Below are 21035 nucleotides of genomic sequence, written 5' to 3'. Positions count from 1 at the left end.
CGACGGGTGACGCCGGGAGGTTGGGTGACGACGGCGGCGCGGCCGAGCCGTCGTACCCTGCTGCGGGCCACCGCCGCGGCTACCGTGACCGCCGCGGCGGGCTGCTCCGGCGCACCGCCGGCGGTCCAGGTCGCGGTCGTGTGGAGCGGCGGCGAGCTGGCCCGTTTCCGCGAGGTCGTGGCCGGCTACGACGCCGGGGTGCAGGTGATCAGCGCCGGCAACGACATCGACGCGTTCCTGCGCGCCCGCCAACTGGCCGGCACCAGCCCCGACGTGGCGATCCTGCCCAGGTCGGGGCTGGTTGTCGAGTACGCCCGGCGCGGCTGGCTGCGCGAGCTGACCCCCGCCGCCAGCTACGCCCTCCCGCCCGGCCTGGCCGACCTGCTCTCCGCCGACGGGCGGCGTTACGGCGTCTGGGTGAAGGCGGCCCACAAGTCGCTGTTCTGGTATTTCCCGTCGATGCTCCACACGCCACCGCGCACCTGGGACCAGCTCGTGACGCTGACCCGGCGGCTCGGCGCGCGGGCCCGGGCGGGCGACGGCCCGGCGCCGCTGGCCGTTGGCGCGGCCGACGGCTGGGTGCTCACCGACTGGTTCGAGAACGTGCTCGCCGACGTGGCCCCGGCCGGCTACTACGAGGCACTGGCCCGCGGCGAGGCCGACTGGCGGAGCCCGTCGACGCACACGGCGCTGGACCGGCTCGCCGAGCTGTGGAGCATCGACGGCGCGTTCCCGGGCGGCGGGCGCCGGGCCCTGCTCACCCAGTACGAGGAGTCGGTGATCCAGGTGGTGTACCACCAGCGGGCCACGATGCTCTTCGAGGCCGACTTCGTCGACGACGTCAGCGGCCGGTTCCGCCGGGGTTCGGAGCAGCTGAAAACCTTCCGCTTCCCCGGCTCCCGGGTCGCCGACCACCCGCTGATCATCGGCGGCGACGCGGCGGTGGCGTTCGCCGGCTCGACCCGCGGGGCGGAACTGGTGCGCTGGCTCAGCGACGGCTCGACGTTCCAGCCGTGGCTGAGTGCCGGCGGCTATCTCTCCCCCAACGTGTCCGTGCCGCTGGACGACTACCGCGACCCCGTCCGTCGACGCCTCGCCGCCGAGCTGCGCACACCCGGGGCGGTGCACTTCGACCTCTCCGACGGCCTGCCGGGCCCGTTCACCGGCTCCGACGGGGTGGGCATCTGGCGGATCATGCAGGACTTCTTCGCCGACGTCACGAACGGAGTCGCCGCCGGTGAGGCCACCCGCCGGGCCGTCGGGCAACTGGCGGCGGCGGCCCGGTCGACGGGGGGCGGCCGATGAGCCGCGTCCTGGGCGAGTTGGCCGTCCTCGACGACGTCGGGCCGCCCCGGCGCGGGCGGGCCTACCCGGCGGCGGGGGCCACCTGGGCGCTGCTGCTGCCCGCCCTGTTGCTGCTCGGCGGGCTGGTGGCGTGGCCGGTGGTGCGTACCGTGCACGCCAGCGTCACCACCGACGGCCGGTGGGTGGGCGCGGAACACTTCCGCACCGCGCTGGCCGCGCCCGGCACCTGGGCCGTGGTGGGACGCACGCTGCTCTGGGCGCTGGTGGTGCCGGCGGTGGTCACCGTGCTGGGCTACCTGCTCGCCGCCGCCTCGCGCCGCTCACAGGAGGGTGGGCTGGTCCGCCTCATCCTGGTGGTGCCGGCCGCGCTGCCGCTGGTGGTGACCGGGGTCACCTTCCGGCTGATGTACGACCCGGATCCGGGGCGTGGGCTGGCCACCCTGGTCGCCGCGACGCTGACCGGCCGGTCTGCGGCCGACGCCCCGCAACTGCTCGGCCCCGGCCTGGTCACGGTGGCGCTGATGTCCGCGTTCGTGTGGGCCTGGGTCGGGCTGGCCGTGCTGGTGTTCCGGGCCGCCCTCGACGCCGTACCGCCCAGCCTCGCCGACGCGGTCCGCGCCTACGGCGGCAACCGCCGCGACGTGCTCTGGGACGCGCAGTGGCGGCCACTGCTGCTGCGTACCGTGGCGGTGGTCTTCACCCTGGCGGCGCTCGGCACCGCCCGGACGTTCGACCTGATCCTGGTGATGACGCCCGGCTCGGTGCGCGACGAGGCCTCGGTGCTCGCGCTGCGGGTCTGGCAGACCTCCAACGGCGCCACCACCGGCGAGGGCGCCGCGCTCGGCGTGGTGTGGCTGGTGGCGGTGGCCGCCGGCATGCTGGTCACGGCCCTGTTCGTACGGCAGGCGTGGCCGCCGCCCCGGGACCAGGTGCCCGCCGAGCCTGATCCGGCGACGCCGGCGCCACGGCGGGTGACCCGGCTGCTGGTCGCGGGCGCGGCGGTCGCCTGGCTGGTGCCGCTCGGGGTGCTGCTCGCCACCTCGCTGCACGGCACGGTGGACGCGGCAGCCCGGGGCTGGTGGTGGAGCCCGCCCAGCCTCGACTCCTACCGTGACCTGCTGACCGGCGCCGAGCTGTGGCGCACGCTCGGCTTCACGCTGGTGCTGGCGACCACGGTCACCGCCGTGGTGCTGGGCGTCGCGCTGCTCGCCGCGTACCCGCTGGCCTGGCTGACCGGGCCACGCGCCCAGGCCGCCGGGCTGCTGCTGATGGCCGCCGCCATCGTGCCGGTGCAGGTGATCGCCGGGCCGGTCAACGAGGTGCTCGGCGTCGTGCTGTCCTCGGGCACGGCGCGTGGACTGGCGCTGGTGCACGTCGCGCTGGGCGTGCCGTTCGCCGTGCTGGTGCTGCGCAACGCGTTCGCGGACCTGCCCGCCGAGCAGGTGCGGGCGGCCCGGGTGGGCGGGCGACACTGGTGGGGCACCCTGCGGCTGCTCGCCCGGCACAACCGCCCGGCCGTGGTCGCCGTCGCGGTGCTCGAGTTCGTGCAGGTGTGGAACGACCTGGTGGTGGGTCTGCTGTTCAGCGGGCCGGGTGCGCTGCCGCTGGGGCTGTTCCTCGCCGGCCAGACCCGGGGCTTCGCGGCCAACAGCGGGGCGCTCGCCGCCGGCTCGGTCATCGCCTCGATCCTGCCGGTGCTGCTGGTGGTGCTGGCCCGCCGCCAGCTCGTCGCCGGCCTGGTCGCCGGGGGCGTCCGGTGACCGGGCCGGCCCGCCGCCCCCGGGCTCCCCGCCGGTTGAGCCTGCTGCTGGCGATCGGCGGTGTGGTCGGCGGGACGGTCAGCGCGGTGCTCGGCAACGTGACCGGCAACCTGCTCTCCGAGCTCTCCGTCGCCCAGCTCGGCTCGGCCAGCGCCGGGGTGATAGTGCTCGGCCTCGCCGCCGCCGTCCTCGTGGAATGGCGCCGCCAGCGGCAGCAGGCTCCGACGCCGGACGACCCCGGGGCCACCCCCGCCGTCGGTGCGCCCACCCTGCCGTGGCCGGCCGGATTCACCGGGCGGGCCGGGCACGTCGACGCGATCATCGACCTGCTGGAGAAGGAGCACGCGGTCGCGGTGGTCGGCCGGCGGGCCGTGGGCACCTCGTCCTGCGCCGTCCAGGCCGCCAACCTGTGCCGCCAGGACTTCCCCGACGGCCAGTACTATCTGGACCTGCGCCGGGGCGGCCGGCGGCAGGACGCCCGGCAGGTGCTGACCGCGCTGGCCCGGATCCTCGGCACCCGGCCGCCGGCGTCGGGTCGCGCCGACGACCTCGCCGACGCCGCCGACGAGCTGAGCGGCAAGCTCGACGGCCGGGCGGTCCTGGTGGTGCTGGACAACGTGGACGACCCGGCTCAGGTCCGAGCGCTGCTGCCCCCGACCGCGCGGACGTGCCGCCTGCTGCTGGCCGGCACGGAAGCACTGGCCGCGCTGGACGGGGTGGTGGCGCACGGGATCGCCGAGCCGGGCGCCGACGACGCCGTCGAGCTGTTCGCCGCCGCGGGCACCACCGCGCCCGTCGCCCGGCCGCACCGCCCGGACCCGCGCACCGACCCGGCCGTACGCGCCCTCGTCGAACTCTGCGGGCGGCAGCCCCGCACCGTCGCGGAGCTCGGTCGGCGTACGGCCCAGCACGGGTGGCGGCACGCCGACGTGCGCGACGCGCTGCGCCGCGCCGTCGACACGCCCCCGCACCAGCACGTCGCCGCGTCCCCGGCGACCCTGCTGGTGACCGCCCGGGACACCGCGTACCACGCGCTGGGCAGCGAGGCGCGGCGGTTGTGGCGGCTGATGTCGCTCAGTCCGGTGCCACTGGACCGGCCGACGATCGCGGCGCTCGCCGGGCGTCGCCCGGACCGGGTGGCCACCCTGCTGCACGAGCTGGCCACCGGCGGGTTCGTCACCGGCGCGCCCGGTGACCGCTACGAGGTGCGCCCGTTGCTGGCCCCGTACGCCCGGATGCACCTGCGCGACGCGGAGCCGGCGCGGCGGCGGGTCGCGGCGCAGGCCCGGCTCACCCGGCACCTGGCCCGGCGGGCGGAGCGGCACGCCGCGAGCCTCGCGGTGTCCGGCTCGCCGGACCGGGAGCCGACCCTGGCGCTGGACCACGACCCGTACGGCTGGTTCGACCTGCACCAGGAGCTGCTGCTGGCCGTGGTGCGGGTGCCGGCGGGCGCGGCGGAGACCCTGCCGCGCCGGGTGCGCCGTTGGTGGTTCCGGCTGGCGGTGGCGCTGTGCGGGTGGCTCGCCCACGCCGAACGGCTCGACGAGTGGGCGGAGGTGTGCCGGACCGTGCTCGCCACCCCCACGGCCGACGACCGGCCGGAGATCGCCGGCTGGGCGCACAACGAGCTGGGGGTGCTGCGCCGCCGCCGGCACGACCCGCAGGGGGCGGCGACGGCGCTCAGCCTCGCGGTGGCGGAGCGGGGCCGGCGCGGCACCGCGCAGGCGCGGATGAACCTCGGCCTGGTGCTGCTGGACCTGGGGCAGCTCGACGACGCGGTGGAGCATCTGGAGCTGTCGCGGCGGCACCGTTCCGGGGCGGACCGGGCGGGGCACGCGCTGACCGACCTCGGGCTGGGCGCCGCCCGGCTGGCCCGGGGCGAGCTGGCCGTCGCGCACCACCACCTGGTCCGGGCGGCGAACGCCTTCCGGACGCTCGGCGACGCCCGGGGCTACGCGGCGGCGCTGACCAACCTGGTGCTGGTGCACGCCGGGCTCGGCGAGCACCTCGACGCGGCGCAGTCGTGGCGGGCGGCGCTGCGCGAGTACGACTCGGTGGCCGACCCGACGAACCGGGCCGCCGCGCTACTCAACGCGGGTGCCGCACTGTTGACCTCAGCGCCGGCGCAGGCCCGGCAGGCGTACGAGATGCTGGCGGAGAGCCTGCGGTTGCGCGACGGGCGACCGACGTCCGGCCTGGGGCGGACGCTGCTGCACCTGGGCGACGCGGCAGCGGCCCTCGGCGACGCCGACGAGGCCCGACGGCACTGGGCGGACGCGGCGGGCGTGTGCGAGGAGGCGGGGGACGCCGACGCTCAGGCAGCGGCGGACGCCCGCCTGGTGGGCAGCGACGCGCCGGCCTGAGCGGGGCTTCTGCCGAGTACCCCGCCCGTCGGCGACGGCGCGGCTCAGCCGTCCAGCCGGCGCTCCAGGTTCATGAACGTCTCCAGCTGGGTGCCGCCCAACGCGCAGCCGGCGACAGGTCACCGCCGGCAACGGGACGCGCCGCTGCAAGGAAGCCGTCGGATGGCTACCGCTCGCGGCCCTGACCTGTTACACCTTGCTGACTGCCCTCGGCACCCCCTGGCACCGCCGACGCACGGAGGTCGAATGGCCACGCTGATTCTCAAGGTTCCGGTCGCTGACGGCAGCGACGAGTACGTCGAGGTCGAGGCCGAGCGCCGGGATCTCGGGGACATCGAGTTGGTGGCGGCGGGCGACGGGCGCGCCCCGTTGGCCGCGGTCACGCTGACCAGTTCCCTGGAGAAGGTGCTGCCCGCCGTGCGTACGGTGGTCGCCGGGCTGCGGGCGGCAGCGTCCGCCCCCGACGAGATCTCCGTCGAGCTGGGGCTGACGGTGGGCGGGGAGACGGGTCTGATCTTCACGAAGGGCACCGCCGAAGCGACGTTCAAGGTGAACCTCACCTGGCGGCGTGCCGAGGCTCCTCCGCCCGCCAGGTCAGCCGTTCCGGAGGCGCCGGCGGCGTGAACCGGTCGCGTTCGCGGAGCTGACGGTACTGCCGCACGCCGACCGGAGCCTCGTCGCTCGGCATCCGGTCGGTGTCGGTGTAGACCTTGCCGCCAATATGGTCGATCTCGTGGGCCACGCTGCGGGCCAGTGCCCCGGTCAGGACCACGTCCCGGTCACCCCCCTGCGCCGTCCGGTGGCGGACGCGCAAACCGTAGGGCCGCAGGACCCGGCCCCGCACGTCGAAAAAGCTGAGGCAGCCCTCGAAATCCAGGACCTCCTCGTCGGTCCGCTCGACGACGCTCGGATTGACCAGCTCAAGGTAGTCGGGCGAGCCCGGCTGCCGGACGATGGCGATGGCGTACGCCATGCCGAGCTGCGGCGCCGCTATCCCCATGCTCACCTCCGGCTTGAACGCGTGGTACCGGTTCACCCAGCCGGCCACCCGCCGCAGGTGGGCGAGCACCCGGACGGTCAGCCGCCGGTCGTTCGGCGACTCGAAGTCGATGAGCCGTGTCCTCGCCGGCAGGTTCGACGACTCACGCCCGCGTGCCGGCTCGCGCAGCTGCCGGATGCCGAACTGCCGCAACACGCTGGCCGCGTCGTCGCACTCACTGCTGTCCGGGACGCGGCGCCAGAAGAACCAGTCCAGTCGGATGCGACGTTCCTCGGCGAGGCTCTCCTCCTCGGCGGTGCGGTCCCAGGAGTAGACGATCCGGTCGCCCTCCACCCGCGTCTCGACGTCGGAAAGCGGCTCCAGGTCCGTCTCCGACGGCAGCGAGGTCATGCCCCAGCACTCCGGTTCCAGTTCGGCCGGCAGGTGCGCCTCGATGGAGAGCCGGTCGGTGTTGGGCCTGACGTTGCGTTTGTACCACTGCCCCCAGATCTCGTCGCTCACCCGGTACTGATACTCGATGATCGCCTGCTGGCCAGGGGTCAGTAACCCCGACCCGGGGAAGCACAGATCAAAGTTGATCTCCTCATGGCGTACCTTGGTCGCCTTGACGTCCATCGACCTTCGCAGATCGTCGACGGTGCACCAAGCCTGGAGGTCGATGTCTCGGACGGGATTGCCGACACTGAGCGGATGCCGTGCGTGGTGTCGTAGGTTGCGGGATGCCTCATCGTTGAGGAAACGACCCACCGACACCTTCATCTCGTACTTTGCGCGGGGACTGCCTCCGCCGTGGCGCAGCAGCCGGCGCTGTCGCAATGTGTAGTGGCTGCCGTCGTAGTGCACCTCGCCGTGGTCGTGCAGCAGCGCCAGGCCGGGACGTGCAGTCGCGACCGCCGCCAGTGCCCGCTCCAACAGGGCGCCGTCGAGCACCAGCACCTCGGCGGACTCGTCCGTGGTGATCGCCTGGAGCATGCCGAACACGAGGGAGGTCGACGGATCCCAGACCGGCCCTCCGCTGAACCCGGACCGCACCCGGAAGACCTGGTGCACCACCTCGTCGACCTGCAACCGATGCTTGCCGACCGCGCCGAGCAGACTGCCCTGTACGTGCCGCCCGAGGTCACGCCCGTGCCCCGGCCCCCACATCTGCACCGCGGCGTTGTAGCGGTCCTTCAGGTCCGCCTTGATGCGCAGCGGTTCCGCGCCGCTGCCGCTCAGGCCCTCACCGAGCCGGAGCACCGCCACGTCCTCCACGTCGAAGTTCTCGCCGGTGGGCAACCACGCCATCACCTCGGCGCTGCGTTCGATCCAACTGTTCGCCGGCCCGAGCAGCGCAAAATGCAGGGAGACGCGGGTGTTCCTCGGAACCGGCTCCGCGTGCCGCGCCGGTCGGCCGAGCGCAACATTGACCACATGGGCGCAGGTGATCATCAGGCGCTCCCCGACCAGGAAGGCCAGCCCCACGCGGTCGGCGTCGCGTCGACCGAGCACGAAAGCGATGGCGCGCTCGACCCGGTACATCACCGGGACCTCCGTTCCGCTGCGGAATACTCATCCTATCGGGAATCACCGGCACTGCCATGTCCGAACGTTGACCCGAAACGTCGAGGAATGGAACATGACGGTGGTGAAGAAGTGGGCCGTGCTTTTCGATCTCGACGGCACTCTGGTCGACACGGCACCGCTGTGGCGGGCCGCGCTCACCGCGCTGATCGGTCGGCGGCAGGCAGTGCCGGCGGGGGTGGTCGACGGGCTGCGCGGCCTCACCGCGCTGGAGGCGGTCATCACCGTGCATCGCCGCCTGGGCTGGTCGGACGCGGATCCCATCGCCGACGTGACCTGGGTGGAACGGTTCGTACGACGGCGTCATCTCGACGGCGGGGCGCGATGGGACGGGTTCGGGCTCCGCCTCGTCGCGGACCTGCGACAGCACGGCGTGCCGGTCGGGCTCGTCACGTCGAGCAGCCGGGAGATCGTGAACGCGCTGCTGACTCACAATGACGTTCCCCGATTCGACGTCGTCGTCTGCGGCGACGACGTGGCTCGGGCGAAACCCGCACCCGATCCCTATTTGCTCGGGGCACGCAGATTGCGATTGCCACCGTCGCAATGCGTTGTCGTGGAAGATTCACCAACGGGACTCTCCAGCGCGATGGCCGCCGGTTGCCCGGTGGTCGTGGTCGGCGACCACGGATCGCCGTCCCCGTCCGGCCGGGCGACGTGCCTGGCCGACCTCACCGTGCCGACGCTGTTCGCCGCAGCGCCGCCCGAGACCCCCGACGGTGACCCATCCTGACGACCGGCCAGTGCGGCTGCGAATTCACTTAGGGCTTGACCTAAGTGTGGGCCACGGCTATAGTTAGGTGTATGCCTAAGCAATCGGGCGGCGAAGACGGGGGCGTCGTCGGAGCCCTGGACGACGTGTTCCAGGCATTGTCCGACCCGACCCGCCGCCGGGTCGTTGAACTCCTCGGGCGAGGGCCCGCGACGACCAGCGAGCTCGCTCGCCCGTTCGACATGGCACTGCCGTCGTTCACCCAGCACCTGGGCGTCCTCGAGCGCTCCGGCCTGGTGACGTCGGAGAAGAAGGGGCGGGTGCGGACCTACCGGCTCACGCCCGAGCCGCTCGCGCACGTCGACGACTGGCTCGCCGGTCAACGTGCGGTGTGGACCCGACGCCTCGACCAACTCGACTCGTTTCTCCACGACCTGAAGGAGCAGCAGACATGACCACCTACCCCAGCGTGAACCCGGATCTCGACCTCGTCCTGGAACGCACCGTCGATGTCGCGCCCGAGCTGGTCTGGAAAGCCTGGACCACGCCCGAGTTGATCGTCCGGTGGTTCGCCCCGCGGCCCTGGTCGACGTCGTCCTGCGAGATCGACCTCCAGCCCGGCGGCCGGTTCAACACCGTGATGCGCTCGCCCGAGGGCGAGGACTACCCGAGCACCGGCTGCATCCTGGTCGTCGAGGAGGGCTCGACGCTGGTCTTCACCTCGGGACTGGGCCCCGGTTTCCGCCCCCAGGTCGTCACCGGCGACTTCCCGTTCACCGCGGTCATCAGGATCGAACCCGCCGGCAACGGCACGAGGTACACCGCCACGGCGATCCACGCCGACGCCTCGGCGAAGAAGTCGCACGAGGAGATGGGATTCGCCGAGGGCTGGAGCGCCGCGCTGGACCAGCTGGTCGAGGTCGTGAAGGGCCTCTGACGGACGCGGCGGAAGCGACGAACGAGGGACCAGCCGCACGGACCGATCGCCGGCCCAAACGCACGAACGGCTGGCTCCTCGTCCAGTCACCTGACGGCCGGTCGGCCGGCCATGCCCCGCCGGCCGGCCGTTGTGCCGGTCCGTCAGATTCCGATACGCGCAGTGGCCACTTGGCGGGTGGCAACTGCTGAGGACGCAAGCACACTGTGGGGCGTTACGCACCGCCGGGGATCAGGGCCGAAAGGCCCTGAGCGTGACATCGACGAGAGAGTCGGCATACTCGGCGGTCAGCGGGCCCGAGCGGTGCAGCCAGCGCTGAAACAGGGGCGCGTAGAGCACCGCCAGGACCAGGTCGAGGTCGGCGCCTGCGGCCAACTGGCCGGCCCGCTGCGCGCTGCGCAGTCGCTCCTTCTTGACAGCGTCCAAGGGCCGGGCCAGCTTCTCGCGGTACTGTGCGGCAAGGTCGGGATCGTTGGCGATCTCGTTGTTGAGCGCCCGGATCGGCTTCTCGAACTCCGGGTCGGCGAACTCGGCGACCGTCGCGCGCATGACCGTCTTGAGGTCGACCTCGATGTCGCCGGTGTCCGGCAGCGCCGCGCCCTGCCCCTCGGCGCCCTCGCTGAGCGCCAGGAAGGCGTCAAAGATCACAGCGCCCTTGGACGGCCACCAACGGTAGATCGTCTGCTTGCCGACGCCGGCCCGGGCGGCGATGGTCTCGATCGCCACCTTGCCGTACCCGACCTCGGAGACCAGCGCGCGGGTCGCCTCGAGGATCGCCTGCCGCGAACGTTCGCTGCGCCGGGTGCGGTCCGGATTCCTGCCCTGGGACATGGGCTCAGGCTAGCAGCTCAACGAGACGGGCCGGTTCGTTTTGACAAGGCCGCCACCGCCTTGCAGACTGAAACGCACCGAGACGTATCGTCTCGCTTGAGGAGGTGGAATTCCATGACAACTGCCAAAGTCTGGTTCATCACCGGCGCTTCACGAGGCCTGGGCAGGGCGTTCGCCGAGGCGGCCTTGACCGCCGGGGACTGCGTCGTGGCCGCGGCCCGCAACGTCGAGCCGCTCGTGGACCTGGCCGGCGCGTACCCGGACGCTCTCGTCCGGCTCCCGCTGGACGTCTCCGACCGCCAGGCCGTGTTCGACGGCGTGGACCGCGCGGTCGCCGCCTTCGGCCGGCTCGACGTCGTGGTCAACAACGCTGGCGGGCTGCTCTACGGGATGGTGGAGGAGGCCACGGAAGAGCAGATCCGGACGCATCTGGACGTCAACTTCTTCGGCGCGGTCTGGGTGGCCCAGGCCGTCCTGCCCCACCTGCGCGCGCAGGGCTCCGGCCGCATCCTGCAGGTCACGTCGATGGGCACCGCCGGCGGCATGGCGTCCGTCGGCTTCTACGGTGCCGGCAAGGTGGCGCTCGATTCGGTCAGCGAGGCGCTGGCGATGGAGGTCGAGCGGTTCGGCATCAAGGTCACCATCGTGCAGATGGGCGGCTACGACACCGGCCTGTTCACCAAGGGAACCACGGAGACCGAGGCCCTCCCGCACTACGGTCCCCTGCGCGCCGAACTGGCCGAGATGTGGGGCGAGGAAACCGGGCCGGCCCCGAGCACGGCCGCCCCCGTCATCATGGAACTGGCCGCGCTGCCGGAACCGCCCCGGCGGCTCATCGTCGGCGGCCGGTCCTACGACCAGGTCCAGGAACTGGACCGGGCCAGAGCCGAGCTCTACCAGGCATGGGAAGAGCTCAGCCGCAAGGCCCCAGGCTGACCGGAACCGCAAATCGACACCGCCGGCCACAGCGGCCGATCGCCGATCCCGGCGGCGGCCGTCAGATGTTGGAGGAGTCGAGCGGTACCTCGGTCGGCAGGGCGGGCGCGCCAGCCAGCGGGGCCTCGGTCCGGCAGGACAACCCCACCGTGTAGGCGGTCATCGACAGCGACCCGTAGGCGTACCCGTCCACCAGCACCTCCGACCCGTTGCCGGCGGCACCGGCGAGGCCGGCCAGGTAGAGCAGCGGGATGAAGTGGTCCGGCGTCGGCACGGCCAGGCCGAAGTCGCGGTGGGCGTCCAACGTGGCCGCCTCGGTCGGCTCGCCGAGCATGACGTCCTTCGCCGCCTCGTCGAACCGCCGCGCCCAGTCGAAGCCCTCGTCGACCAGGCGTGGATTCACCCCGCGCAGGTTGTGCACCACGTTGCCGCTGGTCACGACGAGCACGCCGCGCTCGCGCAACGGGGCGAGCCGCGCGCCCAGGTCCAGGTGGTAGTCGAGGCCCTTGAGCGCGTTGATGCTCAACTGGACTACCGGGATGTCCGCGTCGGGGAACGCGTGGGTGAGCACCGACCAGGTGCCGTGGTCGATGCCCCACGAGTCGACGTCCGCGCCGACCCAGGTGGGATGGACGACGTCGCTGATCTCCTCGGCCAACTCCGGCAGGCCGGGGGCCGGGTAACGAACGTCGAACAGTTCCTGCGGGAAGCCGTAGAAGTCGTGGATCGTCCTCGGCCGGGGCATCGCGGTGACCGCGGTGGCGCCGATGTACCAGTGGGCCGACACCACCAGGATCGCCCGGGGCCGCGGCACCGCCCGCCCGAAGGCACGCCATGCCTGCGTGTAGCGGTTCAGCTCCAGCGCGTTCATCGGGCTGCCGTGGCCGATGAACGCGGCCGGCATCACCGCGGGGACGATCTCGCTGCCCATACTGCTACCCCCCAACGGACGGTGACCCGAGCGTAACGAACAGTGATGCAAGTGGCCGGGTCAACGCCGGCCACGACCGGCTGTCACCGTTCGTGGCCGGCTGCCGCTGGCGCGTCGGCTGCGGCCGTCAGCCGGAAACCTCGCGCCAGGCGGGGTGGTTGCCACGCCAGGCGCCGGCGAGGATGACCGCCGAAGTGCGACCGGGGCATTCCTGCACCCGGGTGCGGCCGGACTCACCGCCGATCCGTACCTGCACGTCCCAACGCTGCCCGTCAGTGCGGATGTAAACGTCCCGACGCCCACGCCGGGACGTGTCGCCGTTCCACCAGTGTTCTTCGACCCTCACCCATCGACCGTATAGCAGTCGGTCCGCGGACGACACGCCCGGTGGCGGTGCAGGCCCCCGCGGGCCGCCGCACGGTCAGGCGGACTCCCCCGGCGTCAGGTGGCGGTAGCCGGGCACCGTCTCGGCGAACCAGCCGTTCACGCTGGTCAGGCCCCGATTGTTGAGCTGGGCGTCGTGAATCGGGAACACCCGCTCGGCCCCGACGGCGTTGGCGAAGTCGATCGCCTCGGTGAGCTTCAGCCAGGACGCCTGCGCCGGAACCAGCAGCGTCTCGACTGGCCGGTCCGGTCGGTGCAGGGAGTCGCCCGGGTGGTAGACGGCGTCGCCGACCAGGTAGCCCAGGTTGGCGCAGTCGGGCTGGCCGCCGTGGATGGTGGCGTGCCGGCCGCCGAGCGCGGTCACGGTGAGGCCGGCAGCGGTGAACCGTCGACCGGCGTCGACCCTGGTCACGGGCAGCGGCGCCAGGTCGGGCAGCACGGCGCCCTCCGGCGCGAAGACCGGCACGCCGAGACCCGCCAACCGGAGCACGTCCACGTGGTCGGTGTGCTCGTGGGTGACCAGCACGGCGTCCGCGCCGGCCAGGGCCCGCGGCTCGCTCCAGGTGCCCGGGTCGATGACCAACACACCGCCGTCGTGTTCCAGCCGGACACAGGAGTGGGTGAACTTCGTGATCCGCACCCGCCGACCGTACGGCCAGGCACCCTCTCCGGTCGCGCCCGCGGGTGGCGTCCGGGCCGGTTTTCGGGGACGGCTCAGGGACCGCCCTGACCCGCGTGAGAGGCTGCGGAGCGGAAAGGAGTGCTGACATGAGCGACTACGGCCACCCGCTGACCTTCGGGGCGTTCCTGACGCCCGGCAACGCCGAACCCGGGCGGGTGGTGGGCCTCGCCATGCTGGCCGAGCAGGTCGGGTTCGACCTGGTCACCTTCCAGGACCACCCCTACCAGCCCGCGTTCCTCGACACGTGGACGCTGATGAGCTTCGTGGCGGCGCGGACCGGCTCGGTGCGGCTGGCCGCCAACGTGACGAACCTGCCGCTGCGTCCGCCGGCCGTCCTCGCCCGCAGCGTGGCGAGCCTCGACCTGCTCAGCGGCGGCCGGGTGGAACTCGGCCTGGGCGCGGGCGCGTTCTGGGAGGCCATCGAGGCGATGGGCGGGCGCCGACTCTCCCCCGGGCAGGGCGTACGGGCCCTCGCCGAGGCGATCGACGTCATCCGCCAGGTCTGGGACGTCGACGCGCGCGGCGGCGTCCGGGTCGACGGCGAGTTCCACCGGGTGGTCGGCGCGAAGCGGGGCCCCGCGCCCGCCCACGACGTGGGCATCTGGCTCGGCGCGTACAAGCCGCGGATGCTGGCGCTGACCGGGCAACGGGCCGACGGGTGGCTGCCCTCGCTGAGCTACCTGCAACCCGGCGACCTCGACCGGGGCAACACGATCATCGACGACGCCGCGCGGCAGGCCGGTCGGGACCCGGCCGACGTGCGTCGCCTGCTCAACATCACCGGCCGCTTCGCCGCCGTCGGCCGGGGACCGCTGGACGGGCCCGCCGAGCAGTGGGCGGAGGAACTGGCCGACCTCGCGCTCAGCGACGGGATCAGCACCTTCGTCCTGGGCAGCGACGACCCCGAGGACCTGCGGCGCTTCGCCGCCGAGGTGGCCCCCGCCGTACGCGAACTCGTGGCGGGCGAACGCGCCGCCGACACCGTGCCCGGCGGGACCGGTGGCGCCCGCACGGCCACCGGCGGCACGCCCGGCGGGACCCGCGCCGGCGTGCCGACGAGCGCCACTGCGGGGTCACCGGGCGGCTCCGGCCGGCTCGCCGGGGCGGGGGCCTTCGCCGTCGTTCCGACACCCGACGACGGCGTTCGCCGCAGCGCGATCCGGGTCTGGGACGAAACCACCCGGCCCACCGGCCCCGCGCCGGACCCCGCGCGCACCTACACCCCGCACGACCAGGCCGGCGCCCAGCACCTCGTCGACGTGCACGACGGCCTGCGCGCCGAACTGACCCGGCTGTACGACCTGGTCGAGCAGGTGGGTGCCGGGCTGGTCGACGCGGGGACGGCCCGCTCACACATCAACACCATGACCATTCGGCAGAACAAGTGGACCCTGGGCACGTACTGCGAGTCGTACTGCCGGGCGGTCACCACCCACCACACCCTGGAGGATCGGGGGATCTTCCCGCACCTGCGGCACGGTGATGCCCGCCTCGCCCCGGTGCTGGACCGGCTGGAACAGGAGCACCACGCGATCCACGACGTCCTGGAACGGGTCGACCGCGCCCTCGTCGCGTTCGTCTCCGTCTCCGACGGGATGGCCGAGCTCCGTGCGGCGGTCGACCTGCTCAGCGACACGCTGCTGTCCCACCTCGCCTACGAGGAACGCGAGCTCGTCGAGCCCATCGCCCGGCTCGGCCTGAACTGAACCCGCCGTCGCGCGGCGCCGGGTGCCGGAGGATCGGGGCATGCAGCGACGACCCGGGCGGGGGCACCGCCGCCTGCCGCACACCGCCGACGTCCGCTTCGAGGCGTGGGCGCCCACCCGGGAGGAGTGCGTCGCCGAGGCGGTCGCCGCGCTGGTCGGCACGTTCGTCGACCCGGCCGGGGCGTCCCCGGGCCCGCAGCGGGAGTTCCGCGCGCCGGCCGGCGACGACGCGGACCTGCTGGTGGGCGTACTCGACGAGGTGATCTTCCGGATGGAGACGGCGGGCGAACTGCCGCTGCACACCGACGTGGCCGACGACGGCGCGGGCGGGCTTGTGGTGCGCTGGCGCACGGCGGACACCGACGCCGTCGAGCTGGTCGGCGCGGTGCCGAAGGCCGTCTCCCTGCACGAGCTGCGCTTCGGCTCTGGCGACGGCGAGGGCTGGTCCTGCGCGGTGACGCTGGACGTGTGAGCCGCCGCTCAGCCCTTCACCACGCCGAGCGGCACCAGCCGGGCCACCCGCCGGCACAGCCCGGCCCTCTCGGCGGCGGCCACCACCGCCGAGACGTCCTTGTACGCCGCCGGCATCTCCTCGGCCAGGCCGCGCCGGGACGCGCCCCGCACCGCGATGTCCCGCGCCTTCAACTGGGCGCGCGGGTCCAGCCCGTGCTCCGAGCGCACGGCCTGCTTGCGGCTCTGCACCCGCCCGGCCCCGTGACAGGTGGAGGCGAACGCGGGTGCCCCCGGCACGCCGGTGAGCACGTACGAGCCGGTGCCCATGGAGCCGGGGATCAGCACCGGCTGGCCCACGTCCCGCAGGTCGTCGGGCAGGTCGTCGTGTCCGGGCGGCAACGCGCGGGTGGCGCCCTTGCGGTGCACGCACAGCGCGCGCCGCTCGCCGTCGACGTCGTGCGTCTCGATCTTCGCGAGGTTGTGCGAGATGTCGTAGACCAGGTCCAGCCGGCTGCCGGTGACCCGGGCGAAGACCTTCCGGGCGGCGTCGGCCAGCAGCTGCCGGTTCGCCCGGGCGTAGTTGGCGGCAGCGGCCATCGCGCCCAGGTAGGCGCGGCCCTCGTGGGAAGCGACCGGGGCGCAGGCGAGCTGGCGGTCCGGCACGTGGATGCCGTACCGGTCCATCACCTTCTCCATCGTGCGCACATGGTCGGTGCAGATCTGGTGGCCCAGCCCCCGGGACCCGCAGTGGACCATCACGCAGACCTGGCCGGGGCGCAGCCCGAAGGCGGTCGCCGCGGTGTCGTCGTAGACCTCCTCGACGGCCTGCACCTCCAGGAAGTGGTTGCCGGAGCCGAGGCTGCCGACCTGCCGGGCGCCGCGCTCGATCGCCCGCTCGCTGACCTGCGCCGGATCGGCGTCGTCGACGGCGCCGGTGTCCTCGCAGCGGTGCAGGTCCCGTTCGACGCCGAAGCCGCGCTCGACGGCGTACCGGGAACCGCCGCGCAGCACCGCGTCGAGTTCCGCACGGGTCGACAGGTGCCACACCGCGCCCTTGCCCATCCCTCTCGGGGTGGCCTCGCCCAGGCCGTCCATCAGCGCGTCCAGCCGGGGCCGCAGCCCGTCGCGGTCCAGGTCGGCGGCGAGCAGCCGGACGCCGCAGGAGATGTCGAAGCCCACCCCGCCGGGCGAGACCACGCCGCCGTGCGCGACGTCGGTGGCGGCCACGCCGCCGATCGGGAACCCGTAGCCCCAGTGCACGTCCGGCATGGCGTACGAGGCGTCGACGATGCCGGGCAGCGTGGCGACGTTCGCGACCTGCTCCAGCGCCTTGTCCTCCCCGGCGTCGGGCAGCAGGGACCGGGACGCGAAGACCACCCCCGGCACCCGCATCGGGTCGTGCCGGTCGATCCGGAAGCGGTACGGCGACTCCTCGACCAGCTCCATCCCCGGCGGCTACCCGGGCCGGCGGCCCTTACACCCGCTCGCCGGCGGCGGTCGGACGGCGCATCGCCCACACCAGGGGACCCCCGTTGGGCACCTGGACCTGGCCGGTCACCGCGAAACCAAGCCGCCGGTAGAACCGCACGTTCGGCTCCGACGTCGTCTCCAGCACCGCCGGCAGGCCGGCGCGGTCCGCCTCGACCAGGCCGGGCCCCAGCACCCGGGCGCCCAGCCCTCGCCCCTGGTCGGCGCGGCGCACGCCGACGGTGGCGAGCAGGAACGCCGGCTCGGCCGAGCGCAGCGAGGCGCAGGCCGCCTCGGCGGCCCGCATCGCCGGGTAGCGGTCGCCGGCCAGCTCCGCGTTGCGCGCCTCGACCCCGGCCCAGAGCTCGTCCGGCACCGGCCGGTCCGGACGCAGCCAGACCGCCACCGCAGCCGGGCGGCCGTCGGGGTCCACCGCCGCCCAGACGTCCCCGTAGGGCAGGCCGACGGCGTCGACGGTGCCGGTGAACATCGCCTCCAGCCGCTCCCGGTGCCGGTCGGCCGCCACCGTCCAGGCCATCCACGGGTACCCGTCGAAAGCGTCGGCGAGCACGGCAGCCGCCTCGGCGGTCGACTCCGGCCCGATCCGGCGTACCTCGAACTCCATGCCGACCTCCTCGCGCACCGCCACCCGGTCGGCGCAGTGCGTGATCATGTCACGGCGCCCGGGACCGGTGCCCGCGAATATCGGGGCCGGACCGGGGTTCTCACAGCCGGTAGAAGGCCCGGTAGCGGCGGATCAGCCGCCACTGCACCAGCACCGCCGCCACGGTCAGCAGGATCATCACCAGGGTCGCGGCGGCGGCGTAGCCGTAGCGCAGATACTCGAAGCCGGTGCGGTAGACGAACAGCGACAGGTAGGTGGTGGCGTACGGGGGCGGGCCGCCGTCGGTGACCACGAAGGCCGGCACGAAGGAGAAGTGCAGGCTCTGAATGGCGTCGCGCACCGCCAGCAGCCCGAGCACCGGCGCCATCAGCGGCAGCGTGACCCGTCGGAACACGTCCCAGCCGGTGGCGTCCTCGATCGCCGCCATCTCGTAGACGTCGCGGGGCAGCGCGCGGCGGGCGGCCAGCAGCACCACGAAGGTCTCCCCGATGGTGAAGAGGCTCATCAGAATGATCGCCGCGCGGGCGTCGGTCGGATCGGTGAGCCACTGCGGCGGGGTGCGTCCCAGCGCGGTCAGGCCGTTCTCGCCACCGGTGCGAAGCAGCTGGTTGACCGGGCCGTACAGCGGGTTGAGCAGCCACAGCCAGAGCAGCCCGTAGGCGATCTCCGGCACCGCGGTCGGCAGCACCGCCGCGGTGCGGGCGCTGCCGACGCCGACCGCACGCCGGTGCAGCAGCAGCGCCAGGCCGAGGGCGAAGAGCACCCGCAGCGGTACGGCCACCAGCGCGAAGACCAGTGAGTTGGTCAGCGACACCCGGAACACCGGGTCGGCCAGGAGCGCCGCGAAGTTGTCCAGCCCCACCCAGCGTGGCGGGCGCAGCAGGTCGTACTCGGTGAAGGCCAGCGCCAGTGTCACAGCGGCGGGCAGCAGCACCAGCCCGACGAGACCGACCAGGTACGGCGCCAGCATCAGCGCCAACTGCCGGCGCGAACGGCGGTCCGTGGCCGTCACGGGGCGTACCGGCGGCCGGATCCGGAGTGGAAGACGTGCACGTCGCGCCAGCGCACGCCGACGCGTAGCGCCGCGCCACGCTCGGGTCGGCGGACGGCGGGCACCCGGGCGACGACGGAGTGCCCACCGGCGACGGTCAGGTACGCGTACGCGTCCTCGCCGACCACCTCGACCCGGTCGACGCTGGCCTCCGCGCCGTCGGCCGGGCCCAGGGTGACCGCCTCGGGCCGGAAGCCGATCTCCAGCCGGCCGGATTCCGTGACGGTCGCCCCGGGCGGTGCCGTGCCCGTGGGCCGCACCGGTCCGTGCGCGGGGAGCAGGTTCATCGCCGGGGAGCCGACGAAGCGGGCGACGAAGGTGGTGGCCGGGGTGCGCCAGATCTCGTCGGGGGTGCCGACCTGCTCGATGCGCCCGTCGCGCAGCACGGCGATCCGGTCGGCGAGCACCAGCGCCTCGGTCTGGTCGTGGGTGACGTGCACCATCGTCGCGCCCAGCCGGTCGTGCAGGGCCCGCAGTTCGGCGCGCATCTGCACCCGCAGCGCCAGGTCCAGGTTGGAGAGCGGCTCGTCGAGCAGGAACACGTCCGGCTCGCGGACCAACGCCCGGGCCAGCGCCACCCGCTGCCGTTCGCCGCCGGAGAGCTGCCCGGGCCGCCGGTCCAGCAGGGTGTCGCAGCCGACGGTCTCCGCCGCCGCCCGGGCCCGCTCCCGGGCCACCGGGCGGGGGGTGTCGCGCACCTCCAGGCCGAAGGCGATGTTCTCCACGACGGTCAGGTGTGGGAAGAGCGCGTACGACTGGAAGACCATTGACACGTTGCGCCGGCCGGGACGTTCGGCGGTGACGTCCCGGCCGGCGATGCGGATCCGGCCGGCGGTGACCGGCTCCAGGCCGGCGACGACCCGCAGCACGGTCGACTTGCCGGCCCCCGACGGGCCGAGCACCACCAGCAACTCGCCCCGGGCGACGGTCAGATCCACCTCGTGCAGCACCGTCGACCCGCGGTACGCGGCCGAGACGCCGGCCAGGGCGAGGCCGGACCCGCTCACCCGTGCTCACCGCGGGCGAAGATCGGACGGGTCTGCCGGTCGAGGTCGCGGATGACGTCGTCGAGCCGGTCGCCCCGGTGCATGGCGTTCTCCAGGATGCCGTAGGTGACGTCCTCGATCTCCGGCCAGGTGGAGACGGTGGGCAGCGTCCGGACGGTGGGGATGGCGTCGAGGAAGACCTTCGCGCTGCGCGGCGGCTGGGCGGGCCCGAGGAAGGCCGGCGACTGCGAGACCCCGATGTGGGACGGGACGGTGCGGCCGGTGGCCGCGATGATCCGCTGGCCCTCCTCGGCGATGGCGAACTCCAGGAACCGCCACGCGGCGTCCTTGCGCTTCGCGCCCCGGGTCATGCAGTACGCGTCGGAGTGCAACACCCCGACCTGCTCCCGGTAGACGGGCAGCGGCGCGACGTCCCACTCGAAGCCGGTGATCGAGCGGAACGTGGTGGTGGACCGGCGGGAACTCATCAGCATCGCCAGCCGCCCGTTGGCGAAGCGCGACTCGTCGTCCTCGGCCTCCACCTCCTCGTCAGTGGGCACCACCCCGTACGCCAGCCGCAGGTCGACGAGGTTCTTCAGCGCCTCCCGGGCGGCCGGGGTGTCCAGGGTCAGCCGGGTCGGCTTCGCCGGGTCGTCGACGATCTCGCCGCCGGCCGACCAGACGAACGGGGCGAGCCGGATGATCGACGGCTCGACGCCGAGTCCGTGCACGGCCGGACGCAGGGCCGCGCCCTCGCTCTCGGTGGCCTTGACGACCACGCCGCGGGAGTCGCGGGTCATCGCGGTCGCGGTGGTGAGCAGGTCGTTCCAGGTCCAGCCGGCCCTCGGCTCGGGCACGCCGTACTTCGCGAACAGGGTGCGGTTGTAGTAGACGGCCAGGCTGGAGACGTTCTGCGGCAGGCAGAGCTGCCGGTCCTTCCACCGGAAGGCGTCCCACGCCACCGGGTAGTAGTCGGCCGGGTCGACGGCCTGGGAGGCGGCCAGGCGGTCGTCCAGCGGCTCGATGACGTCCTTGGCGGCGAACTGGCCGTAGAAGCGGTAGTTCATCAGGAACAGGTCCGGCGGGGCGCCGCCGGCCACCGAGGTGGCCAGCCGGGCCAACAGGTCCTTGCGGTCACTGGCCTCGACGAGCTGCACGTCGGAGCCGGGGCGCGCCTTCTCGTACGCCTCGACGAGGGTGCGGTAGGCGGCGAGTTCCTCGGGGGCGCCGAAGACCAGCAGCCGCACCGGCCCGTCGCCGGACGACCCGGAGCCGGAGCCGCAGCCGGCAACGGCCAGCACGGCGGTGAGCAGCAGCGCGAGCAACGCCTTCGGTCGCATCGT

Annotated in this window: 20 protein-coding genes; 10 read left to right on the top strand and 10 right to left on the bottom strand. The window is 73.5% G+C overall.

The window, feature by feature from the left end:
• Window positions 1–24: 24 nt before the first annotated feature.
• The 4 genes from GA0070608_RS24540 (at window position 25) to GA0070608_RS24525 (ending at window position 6052) form a co-directional block, all read left to right on the top strand.
• Window positions 25–1305 (top strand): ABC transporter substrate-binding protein, encoded by a 1281-nt coding sequence (locus GA0070608_RS24540; protein WP_176733827.1) that lies wholly within the window; start codon window positions 25–27, stop codon window positions 1303–1305.
• The gene (locus GA0070608_RS24535) at window positions 1302–3065 is read left to right on the top strand and encodes an ABC transporter permease (protein WP_091630833.1); all 1764 of its coding nucleotides are present in this window, start codon (window positions 1302–1304) and stop codon (window positions 3063–3065) included. Before GA0070608_RS24540 ends, GA0070608_RS24535 begins: the two co-directional genes overlap by 4 nt.
• Window positions 3062–5428, top strand: coding sequence for a tetratricopeptide repeat protein (locus tag GA0070608_RS24530; protein WP_091630832.1), 2367 nt, complete (start codon window positions 3062–3064; stop codon window positions 5426–5428). Before GA0070608_RS24535 ends, GA0070608_RS24530 begins: the two co-directional genes overlap by 4 nt.
• 246 nt (window positions 5429–5674) lie before the next feature.
• Window positions 5675–6052 (top strand): CU044_2847 family protein, encoded by a 378-nt coding sequence (locus tag GA0070608_RS24525; protein WP_091630831.1) that lies wholly within the window; start codon window positions 5675–5677, stop codon window positions 6050–6052.
• On the opposite strand, the gene GA0070608_RS24520 is transcribed toward GA0070608_RS24525, so the two are convergent.
• A complete protein-coding gene (locus tag GA0070608_RS24520) occupies window positions 5985–7949 on the bottom strand; it encodes a peptide deformylase (RefSeq protein WP_091630830.1) in 1965 nt (654 codons plus the stop codon). The genes GA0070608_RS24525 and GA0070608_RS24520 overlap by 68 nt on opposite strands.
• Between GA0070608_RS24520 and GA0070608_RS24515 the strand changes: the two genes are divergently transcribed.
• The 3 genes from GA0070608_RS24515 to GA0070608_RS24505 all read left to right on the top strand — a co-directional run bounded on the left by GA0070608_RS24515 (window position 7927) and on the right by GA0070608_RS24505 (window position 9640).
• On the top strand, window positions 7927–8724 hold the full coding sequence (locus tag GA0070608_RS24515) for an HAD family hydrolase (RefSeq protein WP_091630829.1): 798 nt from the start codon (window positions 7927–7929) through the stop codon (window positions 8722–8724). The genes GA0070608_RS24520 and GA0070608_RS24515 overlap by 23 nt on opposite strands.
• Before the next feature lie 71 nt (window positions 8725–8795).
• The gene (locus tag GA0070608_RS24510; RefSeq protein ID WP_091630828.1) at window positions 8796–9158 is read left to right on the top strand and encodes an ArsR/SmtB family transcription factor; all 363 of its coding nucleotides are present in this window, start codon (window positions 8796–8798) and stop codon (window positions 9156–9158) included.
• Window positions 9155–9640, top strand: a complete 486-nt coding sequence (locus tag GA0070608_RS24505) for an SRPBCC family protein (protein WP_091630827.1) — start codon at window positions 9155–9157, stop codon at window positions 9638–9640. The genes GA0070608_RS24510 and GA0070608_RS24505 overlap by 4 nt, the downstream gene beginning before the upstream one ends.
• Window positions 9641–9871: 231 nt before the next feature.
• On the opposite strand, the gene GA0070608_RS24500 is transcribed toward GA0070608_RS24505, so the two are convergent.
• A complete protein-coding gene (locus tag GA0070608_RS24500) occupies window positions 9872–10471 on the bottom strand; it encodes a TetR/AcrR family transcriptional regulator (RefSeq protein WP_091630826.1) in 600 nt (199 codons plus the stop codon).
• Window positions 10472–10585: 114 nt separating this feature from the next.
• On the opposite strand from GA0070608_RS24500, the gene GA0070608_RS24495 reads away from it, so the two are divergent.
• Window positions 10586–11407 carry an SDR family NAD(P)-dependent oxidoreductase gene (locus tag GA0070608_RS24495; protein WP_091630825.1) on the top strand — a complete coding sequence of 274 codons (822 nt, stop codon included), beginning with the start codon at window positions 10586–10588 and terminating at the stop codon, window positions 11405–11407.
• Between the two features lie 61 nt (window positions 11408–11468).
• On the opposite strand, the gene ygiD is transcribed toward GA0070608_RS24495, so the two are convergent.
• The 3 genes from ygiD to GA0070608_RS24480 form a co-directional block, all read right to left on the bottom strand.
• Complete coding sequence (gene ygiD, locus GA0070608_RS24490) at window positions 11469–12338, bottom strand: 4,5-DOPA-extradiol-dioxygenase (RefSeq protein ID WP_245715924.1); 870 nt, start codon at window positions 12336–12338, stop codon at window positions 11469–11471.
• Window positions 12339–12465: 127 nt separating this feature from the next.
• Window positions 12466–12684, bottom strand: a complete 219-nt coding sequence (locus tag GA0070608_RS24485; RefSeq protein ID WP_091630824.1) for a hypothetical protein — start codon at window positions 12682–12684, stop codon at window positions 12466–12468.
• Window positions 12685–12759: 75 nt separating this feature from the next.
• The gene (locus tag GA0070608_RS24480) at window positions 12760–13362 is read right to left on the bottom strand and encodes an MBL fold metallo-hydrolase (protein WP_091630823.1); all 603 of its coding nucleotides are present in this window, start codon (window positions 13360–13362) and stop codon (window positions 12760–12762) included.
• Window positions 13363–13490: 128 nt separating this feature from the next.
• Between GA0070608_RS24480 and GA0070608_RS34030 the strand changes: the two genes are divergently transcribed.
• A complete protein-coding gene (locus tag GA0070608_RS34030; RefSeq protein WP_091630822.1) occupies window positions 13491–15110 on the top strand; it encodes an LLM class flavin-dependent oxidoreductase in 1620 nt (539 codons plus the stop codon).
• 40 nt (window positions 15111–15150) lie between these two features.
• Window positions 15151–15582 (top strand): archease, encoded by a 432-nt coding sequence (locus tag GA0070608_RS24470; protein ID WP_091630821.1) that lies wholly within the window; start codon window positions 15151–15153, stop codon window positions 15580–15582.
• A gap of 8 nt (window positions 15583–15590) precedes the next feature.
• Here GA0070608_RS24470 and GA0070608_RS24465 read toward each other — a convergent pair whose 3' ends face one another.
• From GA0070608_RS24465 to GA0070608_RS24445, 5 genes are all read right to left on the bottom strand, one after another.
• Window positions 15591–17009, bottom strand: a complete 1419-nt coding sequence (locus GA0070608_RS24465) for an RtcB family protein (protein ID WP_091630820.1) — start codon at window positions 17007–17009, stop codon at window positions 15591–15593.
• 28 nt (window positions 17010–17037) lie between these two features.
• Window positions 17038–17655, bottom strand: a complete 618-nt coding sequence (locus GA0070608_RS24460; RefSeq protein ID WP_091636066.1) for a GNAT family N-acetyltransferase — start codon at window positions 17653–17655, stop codon at window positions 17038–17040.
• Between the two features lie 100 nt (window positions 17656–17755).
• The gene (locus GA0070608_RS24455) at window positions 17756–18625 is read right to left on the bottom strand and encodes a carbohydrate ABC transporter permease (RefSeq protein ID WP_091636062.1); all 870 of its coding nucleotides are present in this window, start codon (window positions 18623–18625) and stop codon (window positions 17756–17758) included.
• Window positions 18626–18663: 38 nt separating this feature from the next.
• Window positions 18664–19713: an ABC transporter ATP-binding protein gene (locus GA0070608_RS24450; RefSeq protein ID WP_091630819.1), complete on the bottom strand. Its 1050-nt coding sequence runs from the start codon at window positions 19711–19713 to the stop codon at window positions 18664–18666.
• Window positions 19710–21032: an ABC transporter substrate-binding protein gene (locus tag GA0070608_RS24445; RefSeq protein ID WP_091636058.1), complete on the bottom strand. Its 1323-nt coding sequence runs from the start codon at window positions 21030–21032 to the stop codon at window positions 19710–19712. The genes GA0070608_RS24450 and GA0070608_RS24445 overlap by 4 nt, the downstream gene beginning before the upstream one ends.
• Window positions 21033–21035: the final 3 nt, after the last annotated feature.

It is taken from the genome of Micromonospora peucetia, from assembly GCF_900091625.1.
GTDB classification, from domain to species: domain Bacteria; phylum Actinomycetota; class Actinomycetes; order Mycobacteriales; family Micromonosporaceae; genus Micromonospora; species Micromonospora peucetia.
This window is presented reverse-complemented; position numbering and strand designations above follow the sequence as displayed.

What these genes read in the sequence shown, in the direction of transcription:
- GA0070608_RS24510 (WP_091630828.1), top strand. Translation starts at nt 8,796, where the DNA reads ATGCCTAAGCAATCGGGCGGCGAAGACGGGGGCGTCGTCGGAGCCCTG.
- GA0070608_RS24500 (WP_091630826.1), bottom strand. Translation starts at nt 10,471, where the DNA reads ATGTCCCAGGGCAGGAATCCGGACCGCACCCGGCGCAGCGAACGTTCG.
- GA0070608_RS24515 (WP_091630829.1), top strand. Translation starts at nt 7,927, where the DNA reads ATGGCGCGCTCGACCCGGTACATCACCGGGACCTCCGTTCCGCTGCGG.
- GA0070608_RS24445 (WP_091636058.1), bottom strand. Translation starts at nt 21,032, where the DNA reads ATGCGACCGAAGGCGTTGCTCGCGCTGCTGCTCACCGCCGTGCTGGCC.
- GA0070608_RS24470 (WP_091630821.1), top strand. Translation starts at nt 15,151, where the DNA reads ATGCAGCGACGACCCGGGCGGGGGCACCGCCGCCTGCCGCACACCGCC.
- GA0070608_RS24455 (WP_091636062.1), bottom strand. Translation starts at nt 18,625, where the DNA reads ATGCTGGCGCCGTACCTGGTCGGTCTCGTCGGGCTGGTGCTGCTGCCC.
- GA0070608_RS34030 (WP_091630822.1), top strand. Translation starts at nt 13,491, where the DNA reads ATGAGCGACTACGGCCACCCGCTGACCTTCGGGGCGTTCCTGACGCCC.
- GA0070608_RS24495 (WP_091630825.1), top strand. Translation starts at nt 10,586, where the DNA reads ATGACAACTGCCAAAGTCTGGTTCATCACCGGCGCTTCACGAGGCCTG.
- GA0070608_RS24535 (WP_091630833.1), top strand. Translation starts at nt 1,302, where the DNA reads ATGAGCCGCGTCCTGGGCGAGTTGGCCGTCCTCGACGACGTCGGGCCG.
- GA0070608_RS24520 (WP_091630830.1), bottom strand. Translation starts at nt 7,949, where the DNA reads ATGTACCGGGTCGAGCGCGCCATCGCTTTCGTGCTCGGTCGACGCGAC.
- GA0070608_RS24460 (WP_091636066.1), bottom strand. Translation starts at nt 17,655, where the DNA reads ATGGAGTTCGAGGTACGCCGGATCGGGCCGGAGTCGACCGCCGAGGCG.
- GA0070608_RS24465 (WP_091630820.1), bottom strand. Translation starts at nt 17,009, where the DNA reads ATGGAGCTGGTCGAGGAGTCGCCGTACCGCTTCCGGATCGACCGGCAC.
- GA0070608_RS24525 (WP_091630831.1), top strand. Translation starts at nt 5,675, where the DNA reads ATGGCCACGCTGATTCTCAAGGTTCCGGTCGCTGACGGCAGCGACGAG.
- GA0070608_RS24505 (WP_091630827.1), top strand. Translation starts at nt 9,155, where the DNA reads ATGACCACCTACCCCAGCGTGAACCCGGATCTCGACCTCGTCCTGGAA.
- ygiD (WP_245715924.1), bottom strand. Translation starts at nt 12,338, where the DNA reads ATGGGCAGCGAGATCGTCCCCGCGGTGATGCCGGCCGCGTTCATCGGC.